The sequence below is a fragment of the Edaphosphingomonas haloaromaticamans genome, assembly GCF_001853345.1.
Classification (GTDB): Bacteria; Pseudomonadota; Alphaproteobacteria; order Sphingomonadales; family Sphingomonadaceae; genus Sphingomonas_E; species Sphingomonas_E fennica.
On sequence record NZ_MIPT01000001.1, the window covers coordinates 2,704,949 to 2,728,987 of the forward strand.

Annotated in this window: 21 protein-coding genes; 8 read left to right on the plus strand and 13 right to left on the minus strand. The window is 68.0% G+C overall.

Going from position 1 to position 24,039, the window contains the following annotated elements:
• Nucleotides 1-96: 96 nt before the first annotated feature.
• From argF to BHE75_RS12470, 3 genes are all read right to left on the minus strand, one after another.
• Nucleotides 97-1,026: an ornithine carbamoyltransferase gene (gene argF / locus BHE75_RS12460; protein WP_070935822.1), complete on the minus strand. Its 930-nt coding sequence runs from the start codon at nt 1,024-1,026 to the stop codon at nt 97-99.
• Nucleotides 1,023-2,219 (minus strand): aspartate aminotransferase family protein, encoded by a 1,197-nt coding sequence (locus BHE75_RS12465; RefSeq protein ID WP_070934055.1) that lies wholly within the window; start codon nt 2,217-2,219, stop codon nt 1,023-1,025. Before BHE75_RS12465 ends, argF begins: the two co-directional genes overlap by 4 nt.
• Nucleotides 2,220-2,372: 153 nt before the next feature.
• Nucleotides 2,373-3,200: an ABC transporter permease gene (locus BHE75_RS12470; RefSeq protein WP_015457166.1), complete on the minus strand. Its 828-nt coding sequence runs from the start codon at nt 3,198-3,200 to the stop codon at nt 2,373-2,375.
• A 62-nt stretch (nt 3,201-3,262) separates the two neighbouring features.
• Between BHE75_RS12470 and BHE75_RS12475 the strand changes: the two genes are divergently transcribed.
• On the plus strand, nt 3,263-3,952 hold the full coding sequence (locus BHE75_RS12475; protein WP_070934056.1) for a GcrA family cell cycle regulator: 690 nt from the start codon (nt 3,263-3,265) through the stop codon (nt 3,950-3,952).
• A gap of 54 nt (nt 3,953-4,006) precedes the next feature.
• Here the strand turns inward: BHE75_RS12475 and prsR are convergent, their stop codons facing one another.
• Nucleotides 4,007-5,371 (minus strand): PEP-CTERM-box response regulator transcription factor, encoded by a 1,365-nt coding sequence (gene prsR / locus BHE75_RS12480; RefSeq protein ID WP_015457168.1) that lies wholly within the window; start codon nt 5,369-5,371, stop codon nt 4,007-4,009.
• Nucleotides 5,368-7,458, minus strand: coding sequence for an XrtA/PEP-CTERM system histidine kinase PrsK (prsK, locus tag BHE75_RS12485; RefSeq protein ID WP_070934057.1), 2,091 nt, complete (start codon nt 7,456-7,458; stop codon nt 5,368-5,370). The genes prsR and prsK overlap by 4 nt, the downstream gene beginning before the upstream one ends.
• Before the next feature lie 304 nt (nt 7,459-7,762).
• Between prsK and BHE75_RS12490 the strand changes: the two genes are divergently transcribed.
• Both BHE75_RS12490 and BHE75_RS12495 read left to right on the plus strand, forming a co-directional pair.
• Nucleotides 7,763-8,845: a mannose-1-phosphate guanylyltransferase/mannose-6-phosphate isomerase gene (locus BHE75_RS12490; protein ID WP_070934058.1), complete on the plus strand. Its 1,083-nt coding sequence runs from the start codon at nt 7,763-7,765 to the stop codon at nt 8,843-8,845.
• 214 nt (nt 8,846-9,059) lie between these two features.
• Nucleotides 9,060-9,341 (plus strand): osmoprotectant transporter permease, encoded by a 282-nt coding sequence (locus BHE75_RS12495; protein ID WP_070934059.1) that lies wholly within the window; start codon nt 9,060-9,062, stop codon nt 9,339-9,341.
• 19 nt (nt 9,342-9,360) lie between these two features.
• Here BHE75_RS12495 and BHE75_RS12500 read toward each other — a convergent pair whose 3' ends face one another.
• Nucleotides 9,361-10,749 carry a helix-turn-helix domain-containing protein gene (locus BHE75_RS12500; RefSeq protein WP_015457172.1) on the minus strand — a complete coding sequence of 463 codons (1,389 nt, stop codon included), beginning with the start codon at nt 10,747-10,749 and terminating at the stop codon, nt 9,361-9,363.
• A gap of 179 nt (nt 10,750-10,928) precedes the next feature.
• Here BHE75_RS12500 and aceA point away from each other — a divergent pair, with 179 nt between their 5' ends.
• Together aceA and BHE75_RS24500 are read left to right on the plus strand one after the other, a co-directional pair.
• A complete protein-coding gene (aceA, locus tag BHE75_RS12505) occupies nt 10,929-12,209 on the plus strand; it encodes an isocitrate lyase (RefSeq protein ID WP_070934060.1) in 1,281 nt (426 codons plus the stop codon).
• A gap of 29 nt (nt 12,210-12,238) precedes the next feature.
• Nucleotides 12,239-12,391, plus strand: coding sequence for a hypothetical protein (locus tag BHE75_RS24500; RefSeq protein ID WP_015457174.1), 153 nt, complete (start codon nt 12,239-12,241; stop codon nt 12,389-12,391).
• A gap of 72 nt (nt 12,392-12,463) precedes the next feature.
• On the opposite strand, the gene BHE75_RS12510 is transcribed toward BHE75_RS24500, so the two are convergent.
• Nucleotides 12,464-12,901, minus strand: coding sequence for an HIT family protein (locus BHE75_RS12510; protein WP_070934061.1), 438 nt, complete (start codon nt 12,899-12,901; stop codon nt 12,464-12,466).
• Nucleotides 12,898-14,019: a CDP-alcohol phosphatidyltransferase family protein gene (locus BHE75_RS12515; RefSeq protein ID WP_191225188.1), complete on the minus strand. Its 1,122-nt coding sequence runs from the start codon at nt 14,017-14,019 to the stop codon at nt 12,898-12,900. Before BHE75_RS12515 ends, BHE75_RS12510 begins: the two co-directional genes overlap by 4 nt.
• Before the next feature lie 161 nt (nt 14,020-14,180).
• On the opposite strand from BHE75_RS12515, the gene BHE75_RS12520 reads away from it, so the two are divergent.
• From BHE75_RS12520 to BHE75_RS12530, 3 genes are all read left to right on the plus strand, one after another.
• Nucleotides 14,181-15,521 carry a lipopolysaccharide biosynthesis protein gene (locus BHE75_RS12520; RefSeq protein ID WP_070934062.1) on the plus strand — a complete coding sequence of 447 codons (1,341 nt, stop codon included), beginning with the start codon at nt 14,181-14,183 and terminating at the stop codon, nt 15,519-15,521.
• A gap of 56 nt (nt 15,522-15,577) precedes the next feature.
• Nucleotides 15,578-16,711 carry a serine hydrolase gene (locus BHE75_RS12525; protein ID WP_070934063.1) on the plus strand — a complete coding sequence of 378 codons (1,134 nt, stop codon included), beginning with the start codon at nt 15,578-15,580 and terminating at the stop codon, nt 16,709-16,711.
• A 261-nt stretch (nt 16,712-16,972) separates the two neighbouring features.
• The gene (locus tag BHE75_RS12530; RefSeq protein ID WP_070935828.1) at nt 16,973-19,024 is read left to right on the plus strand and encodes a trifolitoxin synthesis, TfuA; all 2,052 of its coding nucleotides are present in this window, start codon (nt 16,973-16,975) and stop codon (nt 19,022-19,024) included.
• Here the strand turns inward: BHE75_RS12530 and BHE75_RS12535 are convergent.
• The 5 genes from BHE75_RS12535 to BHE75_RS12555 form a co-directional block, all read right to left on the minus strand.
• Nucleotides 18,992-19,663: a TfuA domain-containing protein gene (locus BHE75_RS12535; protein ID WP_254684439.1), complete on the minus strand. Its 672-nt coding sequence runs from the start codon at nt 19,661-19,663 to the stop codon at nt 18,992-18,994. The genes BHE75_RS12530 and BHE75_RS12535 overlap by 33 nt on opposite strands.
• A 44-nt stretch (nt 19,664-19,707) precedes the next feature.
• The gene (locus BHE75_RS12540; RefSeq protein WP_254684440.1) at nt 19,708-20,898 is read right to left on the minus strand and encodes a YcaO-like family protein; all 1,191 of its coding nucleotides are present in this window, start codon (nt 20,896-20,898) and stop codon (nt 19,708-19,710) included.
• Nucleotides 20,879-21,085, minus strand: coding sequence for a hypothetical protein (locus BHE75_RS12545; RefSeq protein ID WP_254684441.1), 207 nt, complete (start codon nt 21,083-21,085; stop codon nt 20,879-20,881). Before BHE75_RS12545 ends, BHE75_RS12540 begins: the two co-directional genes overlap by 20 nt.
• A 273-nt stretch (nt 21,086-21,358) precedes the next feature.
• On the minus strand, nt 21,359-22,594 hold the full coding sequence (locus tag BHE75_RS12550; protein ID WP_438830624.1) for an amidohydrolase family protein: 1,236 nt from the start codon (nt 22,592-22,594) through the stop codon (nt 21,359-21,361).
• A 53-nt stretch (nt 22,595-22,647) separates the two neighbouring features.
• Nucleotides 22,648-24,024: an amidohydrolase gene (locus tag BHE75_RS12555; protein ID WP_041864760.1), complete on the minus strand. Its 1,377-nt coding sequence runs from the start codon at nt 24,022-24,024 to the stop codon at nt 22,648-22,650.
• Nucleotides 24,025-24,039: the final 15 nt, after the last annotated feature.

Here is a 24,039-nt window from a genome sequence, read left to right on the forward strand (position 1 = left end):
GCGGTTCCGGCAGGGGCCGGAATTTCCAGGCCCCCATGTCGGTATGGAGGCGCCTGGATTCCAGCCCCTGCCGGAACGTTTGGGACAGGCCCGGCTTCAGCCCAGCAGGCCGAAGCACCACAGAAGCACGGATTTCTGCGCGTGCAGGCGGTTTTCCGCCTCGTCCCAGATGGCGGAATTGGGGCCGTCGAGCACCTCGTCGGTCGCTTCCTCGCCGCGATGCGCGGGCAGGCAGTGGAGGAATACCGCATCGGGCTTGGCGCCCGCCATCAGCGCGGCGTTCACCTGATAGGGCGCCATCGCCGCCAGCTTCTGCTCGGCATGCGCCTGGCCCATCGATATCCAGGTATCGGTGACGACCACGTCGGCGCCGTCCACCGCCGCCATCGGATCGCGGAGGATCGGCACGGTCAGCCCGCGCTTCAGCGCCGCGTCCAGCACCTCCATCGACGGCTCATAGCCCGTCGGGCAGCCGGCACGCACCTCGAAGCCCATCAGGCTTCCTGCCTCGATGATCGAATGGAGCACATTGTTGCCGTCGCCCAGCCACGCCCAGCGCGTGCCGGCCAGCGCCTTGCGATGCTCGATCACGGTCAGCATGTCCGCCATGATCTGGCAGGGATGGCTGTGATCGGTCAGGCCGTTGATCACCGGCACGGTGGCATGTTCCGCCATCTCGATGATCTTGGCGTGATCGTCCGTGCGGATCATGATCGCATCGACGAAGCGCGAAAGCACCCGCGCCGTATCGGCGATCGTCTCGCCCCGGCCCAGCTGCATCGATCCCGCGTCCATCACGATGGTGGTGCCGCCCAGCTGGCGCATCGCCATGTCGAAGGACACGCGGGTCCGCGTCGAATTCTTCTCGAAGATCATCGCCAGCGTGCGACCGGCCAGCGGCGCATCCGCATCCGCCTTGCCCTTCGGCCAGCCGGCGCGCGCCGCCTTGCGGTCGATCGCGTCGTTCAGCATCGCCGCGATCGCATCCCCGCCGGCATCGGCGAGGTCCAGGAAATGCCGGCTCACGCGGCGGCCGGCGGAGTGTAGCTCCGCGCGCCTTCCGAAAGCTTCTGGATGCATTCCTCGATATGGCTGTCGTCGATCACCAGCGGCGGCAGCACGCGGAACACGTTTTCGCCCGCCGCCACCGTCAACAGGCCATGATTATCGCGCAGATGGGCGACGAAATCGCGCGATACCGCCGGCTCCTTCATCTTGATGCCGAGCATCAGCCCCTTGCCGCGAATCTCCTCGAACAGGTGATCGTGGTTGGGCATCAGCTGCTCGAACGCCTGGCGCAGCCGTTCGCCCATCCTGGCGACATGATCCAGGAAGCCGGGTTCCAGCATCACATCGAGGATCGCCTGCCCGGCCGCCATCGCCAGCGGATTGCCGCCATAGGTGGAGCCATGGGTGCCGATCACCATGCCCTTGGCCGCCTCTTCCGTGGCGAGGCAGGCGCCCAGCGGGAAGCCGCCGCCTATGCCCTTGGCCGCGGTCAGGATATCGGGGGTGATGCCGTAATGCTCATAGGCCCACATCTTGCCGGTGCGGCCATAGCCGCACTGGATTTCGTCGAGGATCAGCAGCAGGCCATGCTCGTCGCACGCCTTGCGCAGCCCCCGGATGAATTCGGGCGTGCCCGCCGTCATGCCGCCTTCGCCCTGCACCGTCTCCACGAGGAAGCCGGCCGTCTCCTCGTCGATCGCGGCAAGCGCCGCTTCGAGATCGTTGAACTTCACATAGGTGAAGCCGGGCAGCAGCGGTTCGAAGCCGTCGCGCATCTTGGGCTGGTCGGTCGCGCTGATCGCGCCCAGCGAGCGGCCGTGAAAGGCGTTCTTGAAGGTTATCAGCTTGTGCCGCTGGGGGTTGCCGTTGGCATAATGATAACGGCGCGCCGTCTTGATCGCGCATTCGATCGCCTCGACGCCCGAATTGGTGAAGAACACCGTGTCGGCAAAGCTGTTGTCGACGATGCGCTGCGCCAGCGCCTCGCCTTGCGGGCTGCCATAGAGGTTGGAGACGTGCATCAGCGTCGCCGCCTGATCCTGAATCGCCCTGGTCAGATGCGGATGGCCATGGCCGAGCGCATTGACGGCGATGCCGGCCGCGAAATCCAGATAGCGTTCGCCTTTCTCGCCGATCAGGTAGCAGCCCTCGCCTCGCACCGGCCGCACGCCGCACCGCGGGTAAACGGGCATGAGCGGGGTGATGGCCATCGAAACTGCTCCTTTCGCGAGAAAAAGGTCGGGAAAACTCCGGAAACGCAAAAAGGCGGCCCTGTCCGGCCGCCTTGTTCGGAACGGGCTTTTATCGCCGCCTCGCGGCCGCGACAACCCCTTGTCGATTCGCCGTTCGCGGAACGGCTTGGGCTAGTTCTTCAGCTTCCAGCCACGGGCCAGCAGCACATAGCAGATGGCGCCCAGCGCGGCGTTCACCGCCAGCAGCGCCGCCGCGCCGATCAGGATCGGCGAATCGGCGATGCCGATAAAGCCGTAGCGGAAGCCCGAGATCACGTAGAAGAAGGGGTTGGCATGGCTGATCTTCTGGAAAGCCGGGGCGAGCGCCTCGACCGAATAGAAGGTGCCCGAAAGCAGCGACAGCGGCTGCACCACGAAATTGGTGACGGCGGCCGCATGATCGAACTTCTCCGCCCAGATCGACGTCAGCACGCCCAGGAAGGAAAGCAGCGCCGATCCCATCAGGCCGAACCACACCACCGCCCAGAAATGCTGGGGCAGCACCTCGACGCCCGGCCAGAAGCACATGGCGAGCCACACCGCCAGGCCCACTAGCACCGCGCGCGTCATCGCCGCGGAAACCAGGCCGAACAGCACTTCGCCCGGCGACAGCGGCGGCATCAGATAATCGATGATCGTGCCCTGCATCTTGCCCACCAGCAGCGAGAAGCTGGAATTGGCGAAGGCATTGTTCATCATGCCCATCACGATCAGGCCGGGCGCGATGAAATTGGCGAAGGGTTCGCCCATCACCGAACGGCCGCCGCCGCCCAGCGCGACCGTGAAAATCACCAGGTAGAGAAGCGTCGTCACGGCCGGCGCCCAGATCGTCTGGAGCTGGACCTTGAAGAAACGCCGCACCTCCTTGATATAGAGGGCGCGCAATCCTCCCCAGTTGACGAACGGGATCACCGGCACGCCGGGGGCGGAGCGCACCAAGTTTTCGGGCTGGTCGATCATGGGACATGCGCCTATCGACTGGCGAGCCCCACCGCAAGCGGGGCGAGAGTTAAGGACGACGAATGGCCTGGACGGACGAACGGATCGATCAGCTGAAGCGCCTCTGGGAGGCGGGCAACACCGCGAGCCAGATCGCCGAGGAACTGGGCGGGGTCAGCCGCAATGCGGTGATCGGCAAAGCCCATCGCCTCGGCCTGCAATCGCGCCCGTCGCCGGTGCGCGGCGGGGATTCCAGCGCGGCCGATGCCACGCCCAAGGCCGCCGCGCCGAAGGCCGAGCCAGCGGCGGCCGCGCCCCCGCCTCCGCCACCGGCGGCGCAGCCGGCTCCCCCGCCGGTCACCAAGGCCGCTCCGCCCGCTCCGGCACCCACGCCGGCGCCCGCAGCCGCCGCGCCTGCCGCTCCGGCCGCCCCGCAGACGGTGTTCCGCTCGATCGGTCCGGGCGGCTTCCAGCGCCAGTCCCCCGGCGAGCAGCAGGCCCCCTCCACGCCCGCCCCGCCCCGCCGGCTGGTGCCTGCCAAGCCTTCGGCCGAGGTTGCCGGCAAGACGAGCCTGCTCGACCTCAACGACAAGATCTGCAAATGGCCGATCGGCCATCCGGGCGAGCCGGATTTCCATTTCTGCGGTGAGCCGATCAATCCGGGCTTCCCTTATTGCCTGGATCATTGCTCGGTGGCCTATCAGGCGCAGCTTCCGCGCCGCGATCGCCGTCCGCCGCCGCCCATGCCCTATGGCGGCCCGCGCGTCCGCTAAAGGGATCGATATCCGATCAGAGATGAAGGGGCGGCCACGCAAGCGGCCGCCCCTTCATGCTTGCAGATCATATTGCTTGAACAGGTCGTAGAGCGTCGGCCGGCTGATGCCGAGCAGCTTGGCGGCGTTGGAAACATTGCCCTCCGTCCGCGCCAGCGCCTGCCGGATCGCCCGGCGATCGGCCATCTCGCGCGCGGCCTTCAGGTTTATCAGCTCCGCATTGTCGGCCATGTCGAGATCGAGGTCGGCGGCCGTCAGCAGCTTGCCCTCGGCCATGATCACGGCCCGCTTCATCCGGTTCTCCAGCTCGCGGACATTGCCGGGCCAGGTCCAGTCGTTGAGCGCCGCCAGCGCGTCCGGCGCGAAGCCGCGCACCGCAGGGTTCATCTCCTTGGCGAAGCGGGTCAGGAAATGCTTGGCCAGCAGCGTGGCATCGCCATGCCGCTCCGCCAGCGTGGGGATGCGGACCACGATCTCGGCCAGCCGGTAGTAAAGATCCTCGCGGAAGCTGCCGGCGGCGATCATCGCTTCCAGGTCCTGATGCGTCGCGCAGACGATTCGCGTATCCACCGGGATGGTCCGCCGGCTGCCGATCCGCTCGATCACCCGCTCCTGCAGGAAACGCAGCAGCTTCACCTGGAGCGGCAGCGGAATGTCGCCCACCTCGTCGAGGAACAGGGTGCCGCCCTCGGCCAGCTCGATCTTGCCCTCGGTGGTCTTGACCGCGCCGGTGAAGGCGCCCTTCTCGTAGCCGAACAGCTCGGCTTCCAGCAGATTTTCCGGGATCGCCGCGCAGTTGATCGCCACGAAGGTGCCCTTGGCGCGATCGCTGGCATTGTGCAGGCCGCGCGCCAGCAATTCCTTGCCGGTGCCGCTCGCCCCCAGCAGCATCACCGAGACATTGGCGTTGGCGACGCGCTCGATCGTGCGGGCGACCTTCAGCATCTCCGGCGCCGCGGTCACGATGCTGCCGAGCACGGTCTGCCCGCCGGCACCGGACGCGGCCAGCCGGGCATTCTCCTGCTCGATCGCGTGCAGGTGGAAGGCGCGGGCCACGATCAGCCCCAGCGTGTCGATGTCCACCGGCTTCTGGTAGAAATCATAGGCGCCCGATGCGATCGCCCGCAGCGCGCTCGCCCGCGCGCCGTGGCCGGATGCGACGATCACCTTGGTGTCGGGCTTCAGCCGCAGGATTTCCTCCAGCGTGGCGAAGCCTTCGCTCACGCCGTCGGGATCGGGCGGCAGGCCCAGGTCCAGCGTCACCACCGCCGGCTCCATCGCGCGCAGGGCATCGATCGCGGCGGTGCGATCGCCCGCGACGATGACGTCATAATCCTCATAGGCCCAACGGAGCTGCCGCTGGAGCCCCTCGTCGTCCTCGACGATCAGCAGGCGTGGTTTGTCGGTCATCTGGCTCATGATGGTTCCAAGGCATTAACGAATCGGTCGGGCCGCGCGGTGATCTGCATCACTGGCAGCACGATGGAAAAACGGGTGCCGGCGCCCTCCCGGCTTTCCACCTCCAGCCGCCCGCCCATGGCGGCGATCAGGCTCCGCGCCTCGAACGCCCCGATGCCGAAGCCGCCGGGCTTGGTCGAGGCGAAGGGCTTGTAGAGCCGCGTCCGCACGAATTCCGCCGACATGCCCTGCCCCCTGTCGACCACGGAGATCACTGCCTCCAGGCCGCGCCGCTCGATATGGAGCCAGACCGGCTCGCCCGGCTGGCTGACGTCGATCGCATTCTGCACGATGTGGCCCAGCGCCTGTTCCAGCCGGGGCGGATCGGCCGCGGCCACGATCTCCTCGCTACCTTCCACCCGCACCGGATGCTGGTGCGCGCGCGATGCCACCACGCCTTCGGCCAGCGCCCGCAGCGCCACCGGGCGGGGTTCCGCCGGCCGGCCGGTATTGTGCTGGGAAAGCCGGGCGAGCAGATCGTTCATCTTCGCGGTGGAGCTGCGCAGCGTCGCGATCATGTCCGCCCGGAAATCGGGATTGTCGGCATGCCGCTCCGCATTGCGCGTCAGCAGGCTGAGCTGGCTCACCAAATTCTTGATATCGTGCATGATGAAGGCGAAGCGGCGGTTGAACTCGTCGAACCGGCGCACCTCGTTCAGCGCCTCCTGCCCCCGCGCCTCCGCCAGATAGCTTGCGACCTGCCGGCCGGCGACGCGCAGCAGATCGAAATCCTCCCAGTCCAGCCCCCGCTCCACGCGCGGACGGGCCAGCAGGACGATCCCGACGAGCTGGTCGTAATGGATCAGCGGCACGCCTGCCCAGGCGCGCTGTTCCGCCAATATCCATTCCGGCATCGTCGCCGCTTCCTCGCCGTCGGGGTGGGCGCGGACGTCCTCGAAATCGAGGATGCGGCCGCTCGCTTCCACCAGGCGGACGAAGGCGGCATCGGCGGCGACGCTGGGCACGTCCGTGGTCGGCCAGTTCCATTGCGCGACCAGCATCAGCCCGCCGCTGCCGTCTGGCCCCAGCAGCATGCCCGCCGGCGCCTCCATGATGTCCGCGATCGCCTGGATCACCCGCACGTCCAGCGGATCGGCCCCTTCCTCGGGCCGGCCGATCGTATCGGTGAAGCGCATCCATTCCACGCGATAATCGTAGCGATGCTGGAACAGGTGCTTGGCGATCTTCACCTTCAGCCAGGCCCGGATACGCCCGATCGGCAGGAACACGATCGCCGCCACCGACATGCCGAACACGACCGTCACCTGCGCGAGCTGCGCATAATCCCCGCCGATCAGCTCGATCAGGCGGGCGACGATCACCATCGCGATCAGGTAGAAACCGATCGCCATCAGCGACAGCGACTGGAAGGTCACAGCGCGCGATATCCGCATCCGCCAGCGCGTGTTCCGTCGGCTGGCCAGTGCGAAGAGCGGCGTGAGCAGCGGCATGATGATGCCCCGCCCCTCGTAGAGCGGAATCGGCCAGCTCTGGCCCAGATAGGCGACGGTGTAGAGGTTGAGATCGTAGATCCACATCGCCGCCAGCGCGATCATCGGCAGGCGGATGCCCCAGCGCGCGTCTGGCGTGGCGGCGGTGTAGAGGTTGTGGACGAGCACCAACGCGCCCACCGCGAAGCTCATCCGCAACAGCAGGACCGCGAAGAACAGGGCGGCCGCCGTCGTCGGCGACGAGGGAACGAGGTGCCCGACCAGAAGATCGACCAGGATCTGCGCGCAGCCGACCCCCACCAGCACCCCATAGAGGCCGATGATCGCGGACCGCATCGCCAGGCCGGTGCCCAGGCGCAGCAGCCCGAACATGAAGCCGAGCCAAGCCAGGTTGCGCGCCGTTTCGCCAATGCTTGCCGCCTGCGAACCCGGCCCCATCAGCGCGACGGCCGCCGCCCATACCGACGTCAGCGCAAAAGCGGCCATCAGCGCCCGCCGCTGCATCCCGCCGCGCGGCCGCCAGACCTGCCATAGCGCAAGCGCCATGAACAACGCCGCGGCAATGCCGTGGCCCCAGACGCCGACAGCGTCAATCATCCCCACCCAGCTCCTCTCCGGGCATATGTGCCCGAACCTCAGGCCCGATGAATAGCAAGAAATGCCGCGCGAAGGAAAAGCCCATAGCAAGGAGCCCGATCATCCCATGGCCGCCGGCCTTCGATGCGCGGCCACAATTCGCAAGATCAGCGGCCGGAAAAGTTCGGTGATCCGCTATCGCCGAAATTGACAAATAAATCCTGAACCATGCTATCGCTCATCGGAACGGGAGTGTCGCCCCAGTTGTTCCTGGGAGGGACATCGCCCGCGAAGGCCGGTGAAGTCGTGTAGCAGCAGGAGGTTTATGAGCGCGCCGCACAAGATCACACCGGTCATCCTCTCCGGAGGGTCCGGCACGCGGCTCTGGCCCCTGTCCCGCTCCATCCGGCCCAAGCAGTTGCTGAACCTGACGGCGGATCGCTCGATGCTCCAGCTCACGGCCGCCCGCGCCGAGGATGACAGCCGGTTCGATCCGCCGATCATCGTCGCCAACGAAGCCCATGCCGACGAGATCGAACGCCAGCTCGCGGATGTCGGCATCCGCCCGCAATCGCTGATCCTGGAGCCGGTTGCGCGCAATACCGCCCCCGCGATCGCGCTGGCGGCGCTCTCGGTGGCACCCGATGCCGTCCTGCTGGTGATGCCCAGCGATCATGTGATCGGCGATGTTCAGGCCTTCCACGCCGCGATCACCGATGCCCTGCCGCTGGTCGAGCAGGGCTGGCTCGCCACCTTCGGCATCGCGCCCGATGGGCCGGAAACCGGCTACGGCTATATCAAGGCGGGCGCGGAGCTCGCCCCCGGCATCCGCAAGGTGGACAGCTTCGTCGAAAAGCCGGACCGGGCTACCGCCGAGGCCTATCTCACGGAAGGCAGCTATGCCTGGAACGGCGGCATCTTCCTGTTCCGGGCCGACGCCTATCTGGCCGCCCTCGCCGAACACGCGCCCGCGATCGCAGAGGCCACCAAAGCCGCCATGGCCGGCGCCACCAGGGCCGGCCCGCGCATCCATCCGGCGGTGGAGGCGTTCCGCGCCTCGCCTTCCGACTCGATCGACTATGCCGTGATGGAGAAGGCCGATCGCGTCGCAGTGGCACCGGTCAACATGGGCTGGTCCGACGTGGGAAGCTGGGATGCGCTCCATGCCATCACCAGCCGCGACGATGCCGGCAATTGCCACCATGGCGAGGTGATCGCGCTCGATACCAATAATTGCCTGTTCCGCACCGATGGCCCGCTGGTGGCCGCGGTGGGCGTCAGCGACCTGATCGTGGTGGCGACGGACGATGCGGTGCTCATCCTCCCGCGCGGCGCAAGCCAGGACGTCCGCCGCATCGTCGACGAGCTCAAGCGCACCGGCCACATAACGCTGGACCGCAAACGCTAGAATTTTCCTGCCGGAACGATTGCCGGATTTCGATGTGCCGCGCCAGGCGGGGGAAAACGAGCGCTTAGCCACCCTCCCTCGTCCTTCCCGCGAAGACGGGAGCCGCACACTCGCGCGGCTACTCCATTGCCTCGAACGCCATCGGCTCAATCCAGCCAGCCATTGTCAGTCTTAGGCGCTTTGATAAGCGTCGATGAAATGGTAGATTTCCGCGATGATCTTCTGGCTGCTCTTTGCCTTCGACGCGGTGATGACGGCGGTATTGCTGTTCTTCTTTACCATCGGCATCGCAGATCGATCCGTTTCGGCATCGAATATCGGCCTGTGGCTGCTGCTTCTTGGCGTGGCGGCGGCCTTTCTGCTGGGCGGCCTCGCGCTCAAGCGCCGGGCGCATGACCGGATCGGCGCCGCACTGCTCCTGCTGCCGGCGCTGCCGGGCCTGGCCTATCTCGCGTTCGTGCTGATGATGGTGGTGATGCAGCCGCACTGGAACTGAGTCGCCGCCGTAGCCCCCCTCAATCGCCCGCGAACACGAAGGGTGTCAGCCCCCTTTCCCGATCGTTGAGCAGCAGGGCGCGGCCGATCGGCGGTTCTGCCCGCTGCGGGCAATCCAGCCGGGTGCAGCGGCGGCACCCCATCCCGACTGGCACCGCCGCCCCGGCAAGATCCACTCCGCGCGCATGGACCACCGCCGCCGCATGTTCGGCGGCGACGCCGATCCCGATGGCGAACTCTGCCCGGATGCCCTGCGGCGAGCGCACTTGCGACCGCACCGTCCGCGCCAGCGTGAACCAGCGCCCGCCATCCTCCAGCGCGACGAGCTGGCGCACGATCTCCCCCGGCCGGTCGAAGGCGTGATGGACGTTCCACAACGGGCAGCGCCCCGGCGCGGTCACGAGCGGCGATGCCGACGCCCCGGCATAGCGCTTCGACGCCTGCCCCGCCCGATCGATCCGAATCATGAAGAAGGGCAGCCCGCGCGCGCCGACGCGCTGCAGGGTGGTCAGCCGATGCGCCACCATCTCGAAGCCCGCGCCAAAACGGCGCTGCAACAACTCCAGATCGTAACCGGTGGCCTCGCACGCCCGGAGGAAGCGTCCGTAAGGCATCATCAGCCCGGCGGCGAAATAGGAGGTGACGGTGCGGCGGAACAGCCGTTCGGCGACCCGGTCGCCAAAGGCCGCGCCGGCCACCAGCGCCTCGATCTCCGCCCGCGCCTCCAGCTGGGCGAGCTGGAACGCCGCCTGGAAGGTGCGCGATGCCGGGTCCAGCATCTCCGACAGCTGCACCTGCCGGGCATGAAGGTCGAGCCGCCGCAACCGATCGGGCATCGCATCGACCGGCAATATACGGATCGCCAGCTGGTGCTTCACGCGCAGCCGATCGACGATCGCGCCGTAAAGGTCCCCCGCCCCCAGCCGCAGCTCGTCGGCCAGCGCCTCGGCGGCCGCGTCCAGATCGGGATAATGGTTGCGCCAGCGTTCCGTCTCGCGGCGCACCGCCGCAAGCGCGCCATTCTCCTCCTCCGCCAGCCCCGCGCCCGCGTCACGCAGCCGATCGAAGGCGCGGGCGAAGGCTTCCGCGCCGCCGGGGGCCGCCGCCAGCCATTCCGCCAGCTCCGCCCGATCGATGCCGAGGTCCGCGAACAGCGGGTCGGCCAGCCTGCGCCGCATCGCATCCGCCCCGCCGCCCGGCTCGTCGGCGGTCAGCATCCGGGGATCGAGGTCGAACCGATCCCCCAGCCGCAGCATCAGCGCCGCCGTCAGCGGCCGCTGGTTGCGCTCGATCAGGTTCAGGTAGCTGGCCGATATGTCGAGCGCCTCGGCCATGGCCTGCTGGGTAAGGCCGGTCGTGCGCCGCAGCCGCCGCACCGCATGCCCCGCGAAGATCTTGCCGTCGGCCATGCCCGCCCCCACCCGTCCCGCTTTGTAAATATATTACCGATTTACCTTTATCGACACCTATCCGTCCACCCCTTTACGCGATAATCGGCCTGCCCACCCTCGCGGATCACGGGAATTCCTTCCAATTGACGGATATCGCCGGGTCATCCCCGGAGTTCGGATTGTAAAGGAAATTACCAATGGTCGATTTCACCGATCTCGTTGCCGCCCCGGAGGGCCGGTTCGACGGTATCCGCCGCACCTATTCGCCCGCCGATGTCGCGCGGCTCCGGGGATCGGTGGCGATCGAACATACGCTGGCGCGGCGCGGCGCGGAGAAGCTCTGGGCCTCGCTCCGGTCCGAACCCTATATCAATGCGCTGGGCGCGCTTACCGGCAACCAGGCGATGCAGATGGTCCGCGCCGGGCTGAAGGCGATCTACCTGTCCGGCTGGCAGGTCGCGGCGGATGCCAACACCGCCGGCGCCATGTATCCTGATCAGTCGCTCTATCCGGCCAATGCCGGGCCGGAACTTGCCCGCCGGATCAACCGCACCCTCCAGCGCGCCGACCAGATCGAACATAGCGAGGGCGGCGCCAAGCGCGACTGGTTCGTGCCGATCGTCGCCGATGCGGAAGCCGGCTTCGGCGGCCCGCTCAACTGCTTCGAGATCATGAAGGCCTATATCGAGGCGGGCGCCGCCGGCGTCCATTTCGAGGACCAGCTGGCATCGGAAAAGAAGTGCGGCCATCTGGGCGGCAAGGTGCTGATCCCCACGCAGGCGCATATCCGCAATCTCCAGGCCGCCCGGCTGGCGGCGGACGTGTGCGGCGTGCCCACCGTGCTGGTGGCGCGCACCGACGCGGAAAGCGCGAAGCTCATCACCTCGGACGTGGACGAGCGCGACCATGAATTCCTGACCGGCGAACGCACGCCGGAAGGCTTCTTCCGCCTGAAGGACGGGACCGGCGTCGATCATTGCATCAAGCGCGGCATCGCCTTCGCCGAACATGCCGACCTGCTGTGGTGGGAAACCAGCCATCCCAATCTGGAGGATGCCAAGCGCTTTGCCGAGGCCGTGCAGAAGGCCCACCCCGGCAAGATGATGGCCTACAACTGCTCGCCCAGCTTCAACTGGGAGGCGAAGCTGGACAAGGACACCATCGCTCGGTTCCAGCGCGAGCTGGGGGCCATGGGCTACAAGTTCCAGTTCGTCACGCTGGCGGGCTTCCACAGCCTGAACCACGGCATGTTCGAGCTGGCGCGCGGCTACAAGGACCGCGGCATGGCCGCCTATTCCGAGCTGCAGCAGGCGGAATTCGCCAGCGAGGCGCAGGGCTACACCGCGACCCGCCACCAGCGCGAAGTGGGCACCGGCTATTTCGACCTGGTGGCCGAGGCGGTCTCGGGCGGCAGGGCATCGACCACGGCGCTGAAGGAATCGACCGAAGCCGATCAGTTCGCCGTCGCGGCCGAATGATCGCACCACAGGATGAAAGGAGAAGCGTGATGACCGAACCCACCCGGAGCCGTGCCGTCTTCTCGACGGAGGATTTCCAGCTGCTGAAGGAAGCGGTGGCCCATTATATCAAGGCGGTTCAGGACAAGCCTGAATCCGTGAAATACAGCAACCTCTATCATCGCCTCGGCCGGCTTAGCTGAGGCACCAACGGGCTTTTCCTGGGGAGGAGAAGGCGCCCGCCGCGGGAGAAATCCCCGGCGGGCGTTCCCGCGTCACGGCTGCTGCCGCCAATTCCTCTTGAGGAAGGCCGCCAGCTTCGCCGTCTGCCGCGCATCCAGCGAAACCGCCTCGCCCAGCGCCGGCGCCTTGGGCCAGCCGGCATCGGCGATCGTCAGCCCTTCGGCCGAGCGTGTCCCCGCATAGCGCGGGATGACATGATAATGGACATGAGGATCGACCATCATCAGCATGAGATAATTGATCTTCTCATAGGTAACAGCGCGTTTCAGTGCCGCCTCGATATCGGCGCTCACGGTGCCAAGCTCGGCATAAGCGGCGGCCGGCAGCGATCCGAACGCCTTGGCCTCGCCCCGCGCAGCCAGCACCAGGCTGCCCAATGTCGGCTGATCGGGCCGCAGCAACACCATCCAATGGCGATAATCGGCGACCAGGGTGGCCGGATAGCCGAAGCGCAGGATGGTATCGTTCATGCCAGCCACGACCGTATCTCCCGCCCGCGCGCCTGGGCAAGCATCGCCTGGCCGAGCTGGACGAGATGGACGACGAACGAGATCACCGTCCACCACGCCACCGCGATCAGGCCGATATCGGGGCGCTGGAACAGCATGGAGACGAACAGGATCACCATGTTCGGGTTGCGCCGCGCGGTTATCAGGCGGAAATCGGAATCGACCTTGCGCCATACATGGATGTGCATGCCGAAGCGGCGGATGAACTCGCCCTCCACCAGCCGCTGCAGCACATAGACGCCGACGATCACGGCCAGCAGCGTCCACAGCATATCCGCGCCGATCGGCCGGCCATAGGCCGTCAGCCCCACGCCCCACGCCCACCACCAGAAGGGTGGATGGACGAGATCGATGCCATGATCGAACACATTGCCCCACCATGAGGATGTGATGGTGCAGCGGGCGAGCTTGCCGTCCACCGTGTCCAGCACCATGAACACCAGCCCCATCGCCATGCCCGACCAGTAGTGGCCGTGCCAGAAGGCGATCGTCGCCGCCACGCACAGCGCGGCGCCCAGCGCCGTCACCATGTTGGGCGTCATGCCGATCCGCGCCGCAATCCGCGTCGCCACAAGCGCCCATTCCGGCCAGAGATATTTGGTCAGCAGGTCGGTCACGCCCTTATAGGCGCCGAAATAGCTGGCGCGCTCGGCCGCCTTCACGGTCGCCGGCGTCAGCGGCATGGCGAACGGGGTTTCGCGCTTGCGCAGCTCCTCGTTCACGATCGCCGCCCCGTCCTCATAGGCCGTCAGGCGCAACGCACCCGCATCGGCCAGCGGCCGGCCTTCCGCCATCGCCCGCGCCACCGCCGCGCGCTCCGCCGCGTCACGGACATGCGCGATCACCGGCACGCCGCCGATCGTCAGCACCGCGCCCGGCTGCCCGGCATGATAGCGCAGCCAGGGCGGATCGAACACGAAGGCGCGGTTCACCAGCACCGCCGGTGCCCCTTCCGCCGCATCGCCGAGCGGCAGCTTCGCCGCCTTCGCCATCCGGCGAGTGCGTTCGTCTATCGTCATGCCCCAGATGCGGGTGGCATTTTCGCCGACGAGGTGAATCGCCGGATGGGTATCGGGCAAGGGGCGGATCCTGTGCTGGAAAGGAAAGCCCCTAGATATCGCAACGCGCCCGCGGTTCAACGGCGCTCATGCCTTTTCCTTTCGCCGCCGTATCGCAACCGGCAGAAGCGACAAGGGATATCTCGCAAGCGCGGGCCACTTGCTCTATTGCGCGTCCATCCATGTCGACGCCTGCCCCCCTCCGCCGCGGATCGATCCGCGCCATCCTGCTCAACACCGGCTGGATGCTGGGCGGCAAAGGCTTCGGCGCCGTGCTCAGCCTCATCTATCTGGCCATCGTCACGCGCTCGCTCGGCCTCGACGGGTTCGGCCAGTTCTCGCTGGCGCTGGGCGCCGGCCAGGCATCGGCGACGATCGTTTCGTTCCAGAGCTGGCAGATCATTGTCCGCTACGGCATGCGCTACGTCCATGAAGGGCAGAGCGATGCGCTCGCCCGTCTGGTGCGATTCGCCATCACCATCGATATCATCGCCGCCTTCGCTGGCGTGGCGCTGGTCATCGGCGGAACCCTGCTGTTGGCCGGCCGCTTCGGCTGGACGGACAGTTTCGCCTGGCAGGCGATCGGCACCAGCGCCGTGCTGGTCCTTTCGACGCATTGGACGCCGATCGGCGTGCTCCGCCTGCACGATCGCTTCGCCGCTGCCACCTTTGCCGAGGCGGTGACGCCATCGGCACGCTGCATCGGGGCGCTCATCGTCTGGCTCACCACGCCCAGCGTGATCGCCTATCTGGCGGTGTGGGCGGTGGCGGAGGCGCTGACGGCGCTCGCTTACTGGTATGCCGCCCACCGCGTCCAGCCGTTCCGCTGGCCCCAGGGACGCATCCGGGACATCGTCGCGGAAAATCCGGGCATCGGCCGCTATGCCATGTTCACCAATCTCACCTCGATGCTGGGGCTGGGCAGCAAGGAATTCGCCGTCCTCATCATCGGCCTGGTGATCACGCCGGCCGCCGCCGGCAGCTTCCGCCTCGCCCAACAGCTCGCGCAGGGGCTGGCCAAGCTTTCCCAGCTGCTGGGCCGGGCGATCTTCCCGGAACTGGTCCGCAGCCATACCACCGCCGGCAACGAGGCGTTCGATGCGCTGCTCGCCCGCACCCTGCGCATGACGGCGATCGGCGGCGGCATCGTCTTCGTGCTGCTGCTCACCATCGGCAAGCCCGCGATCGGCCTGATCGCCGGCAAGGAATTCCTGTCGGCCTATCCCGTGCTGCTGGCGCTCGGATCGGCCGCCGCCGTGGATTTCGCCGCCGTCGGCTTCGAACCGGCGCTGACGGCGATGGGCCGCGCCGATCTCGCGCTCAGGGTCCGCATCGTCTCCACGCTGATCCTCGTGGCGCTTCTGGCGGTCCTGCCGCAATATTTCGGGGTGATCGGTGCCGGTGTCGCGGTGCTGATCGCATCGATCATCACCTTCATCCTGATGTGGCGCACATTGCTGCGCCATCGGCGGCCTGAGCGTAATATGGGACCGGCCGAGTCGCCGGGAATCCGGGGACAATAGTCTCGCAAGCGCAGGCGGCGCATAATGGCGCCGATCGGGAGGGAGGCTCGAAAATCATGCGTGAAACAGGGGTATCGAACGCACGGCCGCGCCTGATGGCGCCGTTGTTCCTGGCCGTGATCGCCAGCGCCTGCGTAGCCCCGGCCCCGGCGCCCGCGCCGGCCAGGATCTCGCAGACGCCGGTCGGCCCGCCGCAGCCCCGCACCGCGCCGTTGCCCGCGCCTGTCGTTCCCCGCCCCCCGGCCGGGCTCGAAGCCCGCATCGCCACGCTGGGGCAAAGCTTCTCCGGCAGCGTCGGTATCGCGGTGCGCGATGTCTCCACCGGCTGGGCAGTCAGCTACAACGCCCAGCGGCCGATGCCGCAGCAGAGCGTCAGCAAGCTCTGGGTATCGATGGCGGTGCTGGACGCCGTCGATCGCGGCACGATCAGCCTGTCGGAACCCGTCACCGTCCGGCGCGACAACCTGACCGTGTTCCACCAGCCGGTCCGCGCGATGATGGGCGCCAACGGCTTCGCCACCACTTATGGCGCGCTGATGCGCATCGCCCTCACCCAGAGCGACAATACCTGCAACGACATGCTGCTGCGCCGGGTCGGCGGGCCGGACGCGGTGCGGGGCATGATCCTGCGCAAGGGCCTGGGCCGCATCGCCTTCGGCCCCGGCGAAACCCTGCTGCAAAGCGGGATCGCCGGTCTCGAATGGCGGCCGGAATATGCGCAGGGCAACGGCTTCCAGGTGGCCCGCGCCGCCTTGCCCTATGCCCGGCGGCAGGCGGCGATGGACCGTTACCTCGCCGACCCCATGGACGGCGCCACGGCGGAAGCGATCGCGGGTGCGCTGGCCCGGCTCAAGCGCGGCGAGCTGCTCTCGCCCGCCTCAACCCGCCTGCTGCTGACGACGATGGGCGACAGCCGCACCGGCCCGCAGCGGCTGCGCGCCGGCCTCGCGCCGGGCTGGACGCTGGCGCACAAGACCGGCACGGGCCAGGAGCTGGGCGGGCTGGCCACCGGCTATAACGATGTCGGCGTCATCACCGCGCCCGACGGCCGCAGCTATGCCGTGGCCGTCATGATCGCTAGCACCCGCCAGCCCATCCCCGTGCGCCAGCGGCTGATGGCCGATGTCGTCCGCGCCGTGGTGGCAAGCCATAGCTGGCTGGGATCGGCGCCCACCATCGCAGCGCAATAACTGCGATGCGATAGCAGGCGCGCCGCAGCCCGCGCCGAGGATATTCACGATGCCGAACGAAAGACGGCCCGGAACCGAAGTTCCGGGCCGCAGGAATAGTCCGGCCTCACCGCTGGGGTATAGCCGGACCCGGGTCGCCTCGAGAAACCCTGGAAGGGAGGAAACCTGCCCTTCGAAACTCTTTCGCGGCGCAGCGCCGCCGACAAAAATTTTTCTAGGGCATGGCCGTGAGGGCAAACGTTGGTCTATCGTGAAAATAACGTGAAACCGACTTCGCTCACCCCTCCCCGATTCGTCGTGCGCCTGCACGGGGATTTCCGCATCTCTCAAAGGGATGCGGGGATCGTTACGGACTCGCTGACGCCTTCCAGCCGCAAGGCGCGCGCGCTGCTGGCCATCCTCGCCACCTCGCCCGAACAGCTCGTCAGCCGCGAACGGCTGATCGGCCTGCTGTGGAGCGAGCGCGGCGAAACCCAGGCCAGGGCCAGCCTGCGGCAGACGCTCGCGGAGCTGCGCCGCCTGCCTTATGCCGATGCGCTCCTGATCTCGCGGCGCGAGATACGTCTCGCGCCGACCCTGTTCGAAACCGATGCCGATCGCATTACGGCCTATGCCGCAGCGCAGGATTTCGCGGGGCTGGCCGCCGCACTCACGGATATCGACCGGACGATCCTGGCCGATCTGGAAGGGCTCGATCCCGCCTTCGACGACTGGCTGTTCGTCGAGCGCGAACGCCAGCGCAACCGCCTGGTGGTGGAGGTGCTGGCGGTCGTCGGCGCCGCGTCCGACCCCGAAAGCCTCGGCCATCGCCGCTCCATCCTCAGCGCGCTGCAGCAGGTGGATGGCGGGGACGAGGCGATTGTCCGCCTCGGCCTCTCGCTCGATCATCAGGCTGGCGATCACGCCGCCGTCCATCGCCGCTATCGCCAGTTCCAGGGCGCCCTGAAGCGCGATTACGACGCCCAGCCATCGGCGGAGACGCAGCAGCTCTTCCGCCGGCTGATCTCGGTCGCCCCGGTTGCGCCCGCCGCCGCGACGCCACCACCCGCCCCGATCGCCGCGCCGACGATCGCGCCGGACAGCGTGCCTCACATCACCGAACGCCACGAGCCGCCGATCATCGTGCTCTCGCCCTTCGTCACCATCGGCGAGGGCGACGACGCGGCGATGGTCGCCCAGATCATGCACGATGATCTGCAGACCGCGCTCGGCGGCTTCCGCGACCTGCGCGTGCTGTCGATCGCGGACCCGACCCCGGAACGGCTCGCCGCCGTGTGCGGCAGCTCGATCGCCAGCTATGCCTTGGGCGGCACGGCGCGCGCGCAGGATGGCGGCTTCCGCGTCAACCTCCGCCTGACCGCGCTCGATCGCGGCGTGCTCGTCTGGAGCCGCCAGATCACGGTGCAGGCCGCCACGCTCGGCAGCGTGGTGGACGAGCTGGTCGCCAGGATCGCCGGCGCCATCCTGCCGGTCGTGGTGCGCGATATCGGCCAGGCGCTCGATACCACCACCGGCGCGACGCCGGCTTCCAGCTCGCTCTATTTCGGCGCCCGTGCGCGGCTGCTCTCTTCCTCCACGCTGGCCGAGGTGCGCGAGGCGGCGGAGCTGTTCGAGAAGGTGATCGAGGAGGACCCCTCGATCGTCAACGCCCACCTTCATCTCGCCCGCATATACAATACCGATTTCATGCTGCGGCTGGCCGGGCACGATCCCGCGCCGCTGCGCGCCCGCGCCTTCGAGCTCAGCCTGCGCGCCGCCGCGCTCGATCCTGCCAACGGCCATGTCCATTCGCGGCTCGGCTGGTGCTATCTCCGGCGCGGCGACATCACGCAGGCGGTGCGCCGCTTCGAAAATTCGGTGGAGATCGGCCCCTATCACGCCGATGGCCTGAACGAAGCCGGTTTCGGCCTCTGCCACCTCGGCCTGCTCGATCGCGCGGGCGAGCTCATCAAGCGCGCGTTCGAGCTCAACCCCTTCCCGCCGGACGAATATTTCTCCGACGTGGCCGTGCTGGCGATGCTGCGCGGCGAGCATGACGAGGCCGAGGCCCAGTTCGAGATTTCGCGCGATCCCGCCATCCATTACCAGGCCGTGCGCTGCGCCAATTTGGCACTCGCCGGCCGGATGGACCGCGCCCGCGAGGAAGCGGATATCCTGCGCAAGGCCTTCGCCCCGCTCTGGCATAATCCGATACCGCTCACCGATGCCGATATCGTCGCCGGCATCCATGTCTTCCTGCCGCTGCACGAGGCGGGGCATCGCGACATGCTGGAACGCGGCCTACGCGCGGCCGGCCTCTGCGTATCGGCCTAGGGCGGCTTCGCCCGTCGGCTGGCGCAGGCGGCGGAACCATGGCGTCTCGGGCGGCGGGGGGCAGGCGACGGGGCGATCCACGCCTTGCGCCAGCCTGCTTACCAGCCGCTCCGCATCGCGCCGCTTGCGGCTGATCGCCCGGTCCGGCGCCGGCATCTCCCGCCCGGCGCGTTCCCGGAACAGCGCCGCCAGCCGATCCCAATTGCGATCGCGGAAGTTCAGGCGATCGGCGATCCGCAGCACCAGCCGCCTGTCGGCATCCGGCCAGTTCCGCGTGCAGGCGCCGATATCCACCAGCGCCACCGTCAGCGGGCGATGCGCCAGAGCGGGCGGCGCGTGGCTCACCATCACCGCATCGTCGCGCTCGATCAGCCCGGATCGATAGGCGCGGAATATCGCGCCCACGCCGATCATGCCGCAGGAATGAAGCTCCGCCGCGCGGACCGCCCCCAGGCTCGCCGCGCCCAGCACCGGCACGCCTTCCGCCAGCGCCGCCAATATCTCCTTGTGCCACACGCTCGGCCGCGTTTCGAAAATGCCGTCCACCAGCCCGATCGCGCGGGGCCGCTCGGCCAGCGCCCGCACGATATCGCCGCAGGCCGCCGGCGGGCGCAGCGCGATTCCGGGGGGAATCGGCATGCCGCTCCCCCACAGGCTCGGCCCGGCAAAAAGGATCGCATCCCTCATGCGAAGGCCGACGGCCGTTCATGATCGCCGAAGCCCGGCGCCAGCAGCTTCACGGTGGCAAGGCCGCTCGCCCCACCGCCCAGGTCGACGCAGACGATCGCATCCGCCCCCGCATTCCGGCAACGCTCCGTCAGCCGATCGCGCAGTTCCACCGCGTCGCCCGCCACCCAGGGCGGACCGGCGGGAAAGGGCCGCGCGCCATCGGGCTCGAACGCGAGCGTCTCCTTGGCGATCCCCAGCCGCTTTCCGGCCGGATCGCGATAATCCTCATCCTCCAGATCGTCGCGCGCGCCGGCGATGAACATGATCCGGGCCTGCGCCGCCTCGCCGATGGCCGCCATCAGCGCCGCGGCGGGGTCAGGGTGGCAGGCGGACCCGGCGCCCGGCGGCAGGACGAGGGTCGCCGCCCGGTCCATCTCCACCAGCGCGCAATAATAAGCCGGCACACCGATCCCCTCGCCGATGTCCCACGCCATCAGGCGCAGGCCGGCACGCGCGACTCGGGCCAGCGCCGCGCGGATTCGGCGATCGGGAATGGCGCCAAGGGCGATGCGGGTGGCGCGCTTGGCGGCATGCGGCCGCTCCAGCCAGCGCGCGCGCCCTTCGCGCTCCAGCAATTCCAGCAGCGCCGCCACGATCGCCTCGTCCCGATCGGCGCCGGATGCCAGGCCGTTGCTGCTCTGCCGGATATCGGGCGCCACATCGCGCACCAGATCCATGGAAACCATTTCCAGCGGCACCGCCATGCCGCCCCCGCCGACCAGATCATGCCCCGCCAGCCATTCGCGCGGGCGATCGCAGTCGAAGAGGCCGGGCTGGCCCGGCGCCATCGGCACACGCTCCCACAAGGCCGCCTCGTGCGCCCGCGCGGACCGGAAATTGCCGTCGCCTTCGATGGTTTCGGCGCGGTGAAGCTCGATCGATTCCACCAGCGCCGAGATACGCGCGATAGCCGGATGAGCGCCCTTGCCCATCGATACGGCCAGCGAACGCGCCATCGGCCGCACCGCCTGGAACACCGGCAACCCGATTCGGTCGAGCCCGGTCAGATCGGCCAATCGGGTGATCCCTGCCGCCGCCGCCAACGGACGAAGCCGCGCCAGCATCTCTGCCGGCGCGGCCTTCCGATAATGCTGGGCGGGAACGGTGCGGACCCGCCGCACCGGATCAGTTGTGGTTGCCGCCACCCGCGCTGCCCGGGTCCGCCAGGCCGCGCAGCGTTTCGTGGCTGCCGGCGGGCAGGCGCACCGCGGTAAGGGTCGGGCCGGTGGTGAAGGTCGCTTCCAGTTCGGCGATCGCATCCTGCGCGATCTGGTCGCCCCCCGGCGCCGCGACGAACGATTCCTCAGCCGCGAACACGTAACCGATGGTCACGTTCGGATTGGATGGGTCCGTGACCCGGATCGCATAGCGTGCGGCGGATGAATCCAAAGCTGTCGGCATAGTAAACCCCCTCGTCTTAACCAGGCCATTGGCTAACAGAACTTAAGATGGACTGCCAGCGTTAAGGATCGCTTAAATCAGCAATACGTCCGTTAAATGACGATCCTTTGATCCATATCGGATGATGCCTGGATCGATTTGGCGGCGAGCGCCGCACTGGCCGGCTTCGGCCGGCGGCACCCCCGCGCCGCCGGCCGGCCTTGGTCAGCGTTCGTAGGCCTTGGGCAGCGCCCCGTCGTTCGCCGCGCGATAACGGTCGCGCAGCTTGTCCTGCCGGGTGCGGAGCGGCTGCTCCACGCCGTCGATCCATACCGAAAGGACGGCCGTGGAAAGCTCCAGCGGATCGCCGTCCCAGATCACCACGTCGGCGCGCCGGCCGGGGCGCAGCGATCCGATCTCGCCGCCCATGCCGATCGCCTCGGCCGGCAGCGAGGTGATGGTGGCAAGCGCCGCGCCCCAATCGAGCCCGGCCGCCCCCGGTATCTTGCCCAGCGCCACCAGATTGCCGGCATATTGCTTCACCTGCCGGGCCTGGCGGGCATCATTGTCGTTGATCATGCCGATGCCGACGGTGACGCCGGCGTTGCGCAGCCGCCCGATGTTGGACTGGGTGGCCGCCAGCGATTCGAACGAAGCCGGCAAGTCCGCCAGCGCCGAGGCGATGACCGGCACGCCCGCCGCCTTCACCTGCGCCGCCACCGTCCACGCCTCGGTCGCGCCGACCAGCACCAGCTTGAGCGCCGGGAATTCCTTCTTCAGCTCCAGCGCCTGCAATATGTCGCTGCCCCGCTCGACATGGGCGAGAAGCGGCACCTGCCCGTTGACCACGGGCACCAGCGCCGCCGCGTCCGGCCGGGTCAGCAGCGCATCGTCGCCGCGCCTGCCGGCGGCCTGATCCCGCGCCTCGGCCAGCGCGTTGCGGAAGGCGGCATAGGTCGCCGGCCGGCTGCCGCCCGCCTGCGATGCGCCTTCCTCGCCGAACTCGACGAACTGGAACGCCCTGGCCTTGGTGATGGGGCTCATATCCGCGCCCAGATCGATCACCGCGCCCTGGCCGGCGAAGATCGATCCGTCGCTTTCCGGCGCCACCNCCGCGCGGGTCACGCCTTCGGCCCGGTTGAGCGTGATCGCGCTGGTGCGCGGGTTCACGGCCGGCGCCACGTCCAGCGCGGCGTTGAACGGNGACTTGCCGGCGGATGCGTCGTTGGTCTGGCGCACGCCATCCACCTCGACGATGCCGAGCCGGCTGAACCCGGCGACGAGGCCCGGCGTCACCCNTTTGCCCTCGGCGTCGATCACGCGCGCGCCGGCGGGCACGGCCACGCCACGGCCGGCGGCGGCGATGCGGCCGTCGCGCATCACCACGGTGCCGCCGTCCACGGGGGCGGAACCGTCGCCGATGGCGAGCCTGGCATTGGTGATCGCCACGGTCTCGGCCATGGCGGGGGCGAACGGAGCGGCGATCAGCGCCGCCGCGGCGAGCAGGACCGCCTTCACTTCACATCTCCTTCGCCGGGCTGGCCCAGCTCGAAATCGGATACAGGCCGGCGCTTCGGATCGAGCGCGTCATACATCAGCGCCCCGTCGATCCAGACCTTTTCGGGCCGGGTGTAGACGCTCAGCGGATTGCCGTTCCACAACACCACGTCGGCCATCTTGCCCGGCTTCAGGCTGCCCGTGCGGTCGTCGATGCCCAGGGCCTTGGCGGCGTTGATGGCAAGCCAGGTCCAGGCCACCTCGTCGGGAATGTCGATGCCCATGCGGCGGCCGGCGGCCAGCGCCTTGGCGGTTTCCTGGTTCAGCCGCTGGATGCCGTTCTCGTCGTCGGAATGGACGATCGCGCAGGCGCCCGCATTGTGGACGAGAGGCAAATTCTCCTTCACCGCGTCATAGGCTTCCATCTTGAAGCCCCACCAGTCGGCCCACATCGCCGCGCAGATGCCGTTGGCCTTCAGCAGATCGGCGATCTTGTAGGCTTCCACGGCATGGTGGAACGCCGTTACCTTATAGCCGAATTCCTTCGACATATCGATCACGTTGGCCATCTCGTCCGCGCGATAGCAGTGGTTGTGGACCAGTATCTTGCCGCGCAGCACATCGGCCAGCGTGTCCAGCCCCAGATCGCGGGCGGGCGGCTCGCCGCCGTCCTTTTCATATTTGTCCCACTTGCGGCGATATTCCTCGGCCTTCGCCCAGGTCTGGCGATCGACCGCGATATTGCCCATCCGCGTGCCCGGCGCCTGGCTGCGGCCGCCATAGACGCGCTTGGGGTTCTCACCGCAGGCCATCTTCAGGCCGTAAGGCGCGCCGGGGAACTTCATGCCCTGCATGGTGCGGGCATAGACGTTCTTCAGCGTCACCGATCGGCCGCCGAACAGGTTGGCCGATCCGGGCAGGATCTGCAGCGTGGTGACGCCGCCATTGGTGAGCGCCCGGCTGAAGCCCGGGTCCTGCGGCCACACGCTATGTTCCGCCCACACCTGCGGCGTCACCGGCGAAGTCACCTCATTGCCGTCGGAATGCGCCTGCACCGCCGGGCTCGGATAATCGCCCAGATGGCTGTGGACGTCGATCACGCCCGGCGTCACCCACTTGCCTGTGCCGTCGATCACGGTGGCACCCTGCGGCGCATCCACCGTCTGGCCGATGGCCACCACCTTGCCGTCGGCGAACAGCACCTGTCCGTTCTCGATCCGGCCACCCTCGCCGTCATAGATGGTGACATTCGTCACCAGCGTCGGCACGCCGGGATAGGCATGGTAGGTCGATGGGAAGGGATCGCTGGAAGGCATCGCCCGCGGCGCATCCTGCGATGCCGGCTTCCGCTTGCCTTCGGCGGCCGAACCAGCGGCCACCGCAATTCCCGCCATCAACGCGATGGCGAA

Coding starts and splice junctions, on each gene's coding strand:
- prsK (WP_070934057.1), bottom strand. CDS start 7,458: ATGATTGACGCTGTCGGCGTCTGGGGCCACGGCATTGCCGCGGCGTTG.
- BHE75_RS12535 (WP_254684439.1), bottom strand. CDS start 19,663: ATGCCGATTCCCCCCGGAATCGCGCTGCGCCCGCCGGCGGCCTGCGGC.
- BHE75_RS12510 (WP_070934061.1), bottom strand. CDS start 12,901: ATGAACGATACCATCCTGCGCTTCGGCTATCCGGCCACCCTGGTCGCC.
- BHE75_RS12495 (WP_070934059.1), top strand. CDS start 9,060: ATGATCTTCTGGCTGCTCTTTGCCTTCGACGCGGTGATGACGGCGGTA.
- BHE75_RS24500 (WP_015457174.1), top strand. CDS start 12,239: ATGACCGAACCCACCCGGAGCCGTGCCGTCTTCTCGACGGAGGATTTC.
- BHE75_RS12470 (WP_015457166.1), bottom strand. CDS start 3,200: ATGATCGACCAGCCCGAAAACTTGGTGCGCTCCGCCCCCGGCGTGCCG.
- BHE75_RS12500 (WP_015457172.1), bottom strand. CDS start 10,749: ATGGCCGACGGCAAGATCTTCGCGGGGCATGCGGTGCGGCGGCTGCGG.
- aceA (WP_070934060.1), top strand. CDS start 10,929: ATGGTCGATTTCACCGATCTCGTTGCCGCCCCGGAGGGCCGGTTCGAC.
- BHE75_RS12525 (WP_070934063.1), top strand. CDS start 15,578: ATGCGTGAAACAGGGGTATCGAACGCACGGCCGCGCCTGATGGCGCCG.
- BHE75_RS12520 (WP_070934062.1), top strand. CDS start 14,181: ATGTCGACGCCTGCCCCCCTCCGCCGCGGATCGATCCGCGCCATCCTG.
- BHE75_RS12490 (WP_070934058.1), top strand. CDS start 7,763: ATGAGCGCGCCGCACAAGATCACACCGGTCATCCTCTCCGGAGGGTCC.
- BHE75_RS12555 (WP_041864760.1), bottom strand. CDS start 24,024: ATGGCGGGAATTGCGGTGGCCGCTGGTTCGGCCGCCGAAGGCAAGCGG.
- prsR (WP_015457168.1), bottom strand. CDS start 5,371: ATGAGCCAGATGACCGACAAACCACGCCTGCTGATCGTCGAGGACGAC.
- BHE75_RS12475 (WP_070934056.1), top strand. CDS start 3,263: ATGGCCTGGACGGACGAACGGATCGATCAGCTGAAGCGCCTCTGGGAG.
- BHE75_RS12465 (WP_070934055.1), bottom strand. CDS start 2,219: ATGGCCATCACCCCGCTCATGCCCGTTTACCCGCGGTGCGGCGTGCGG.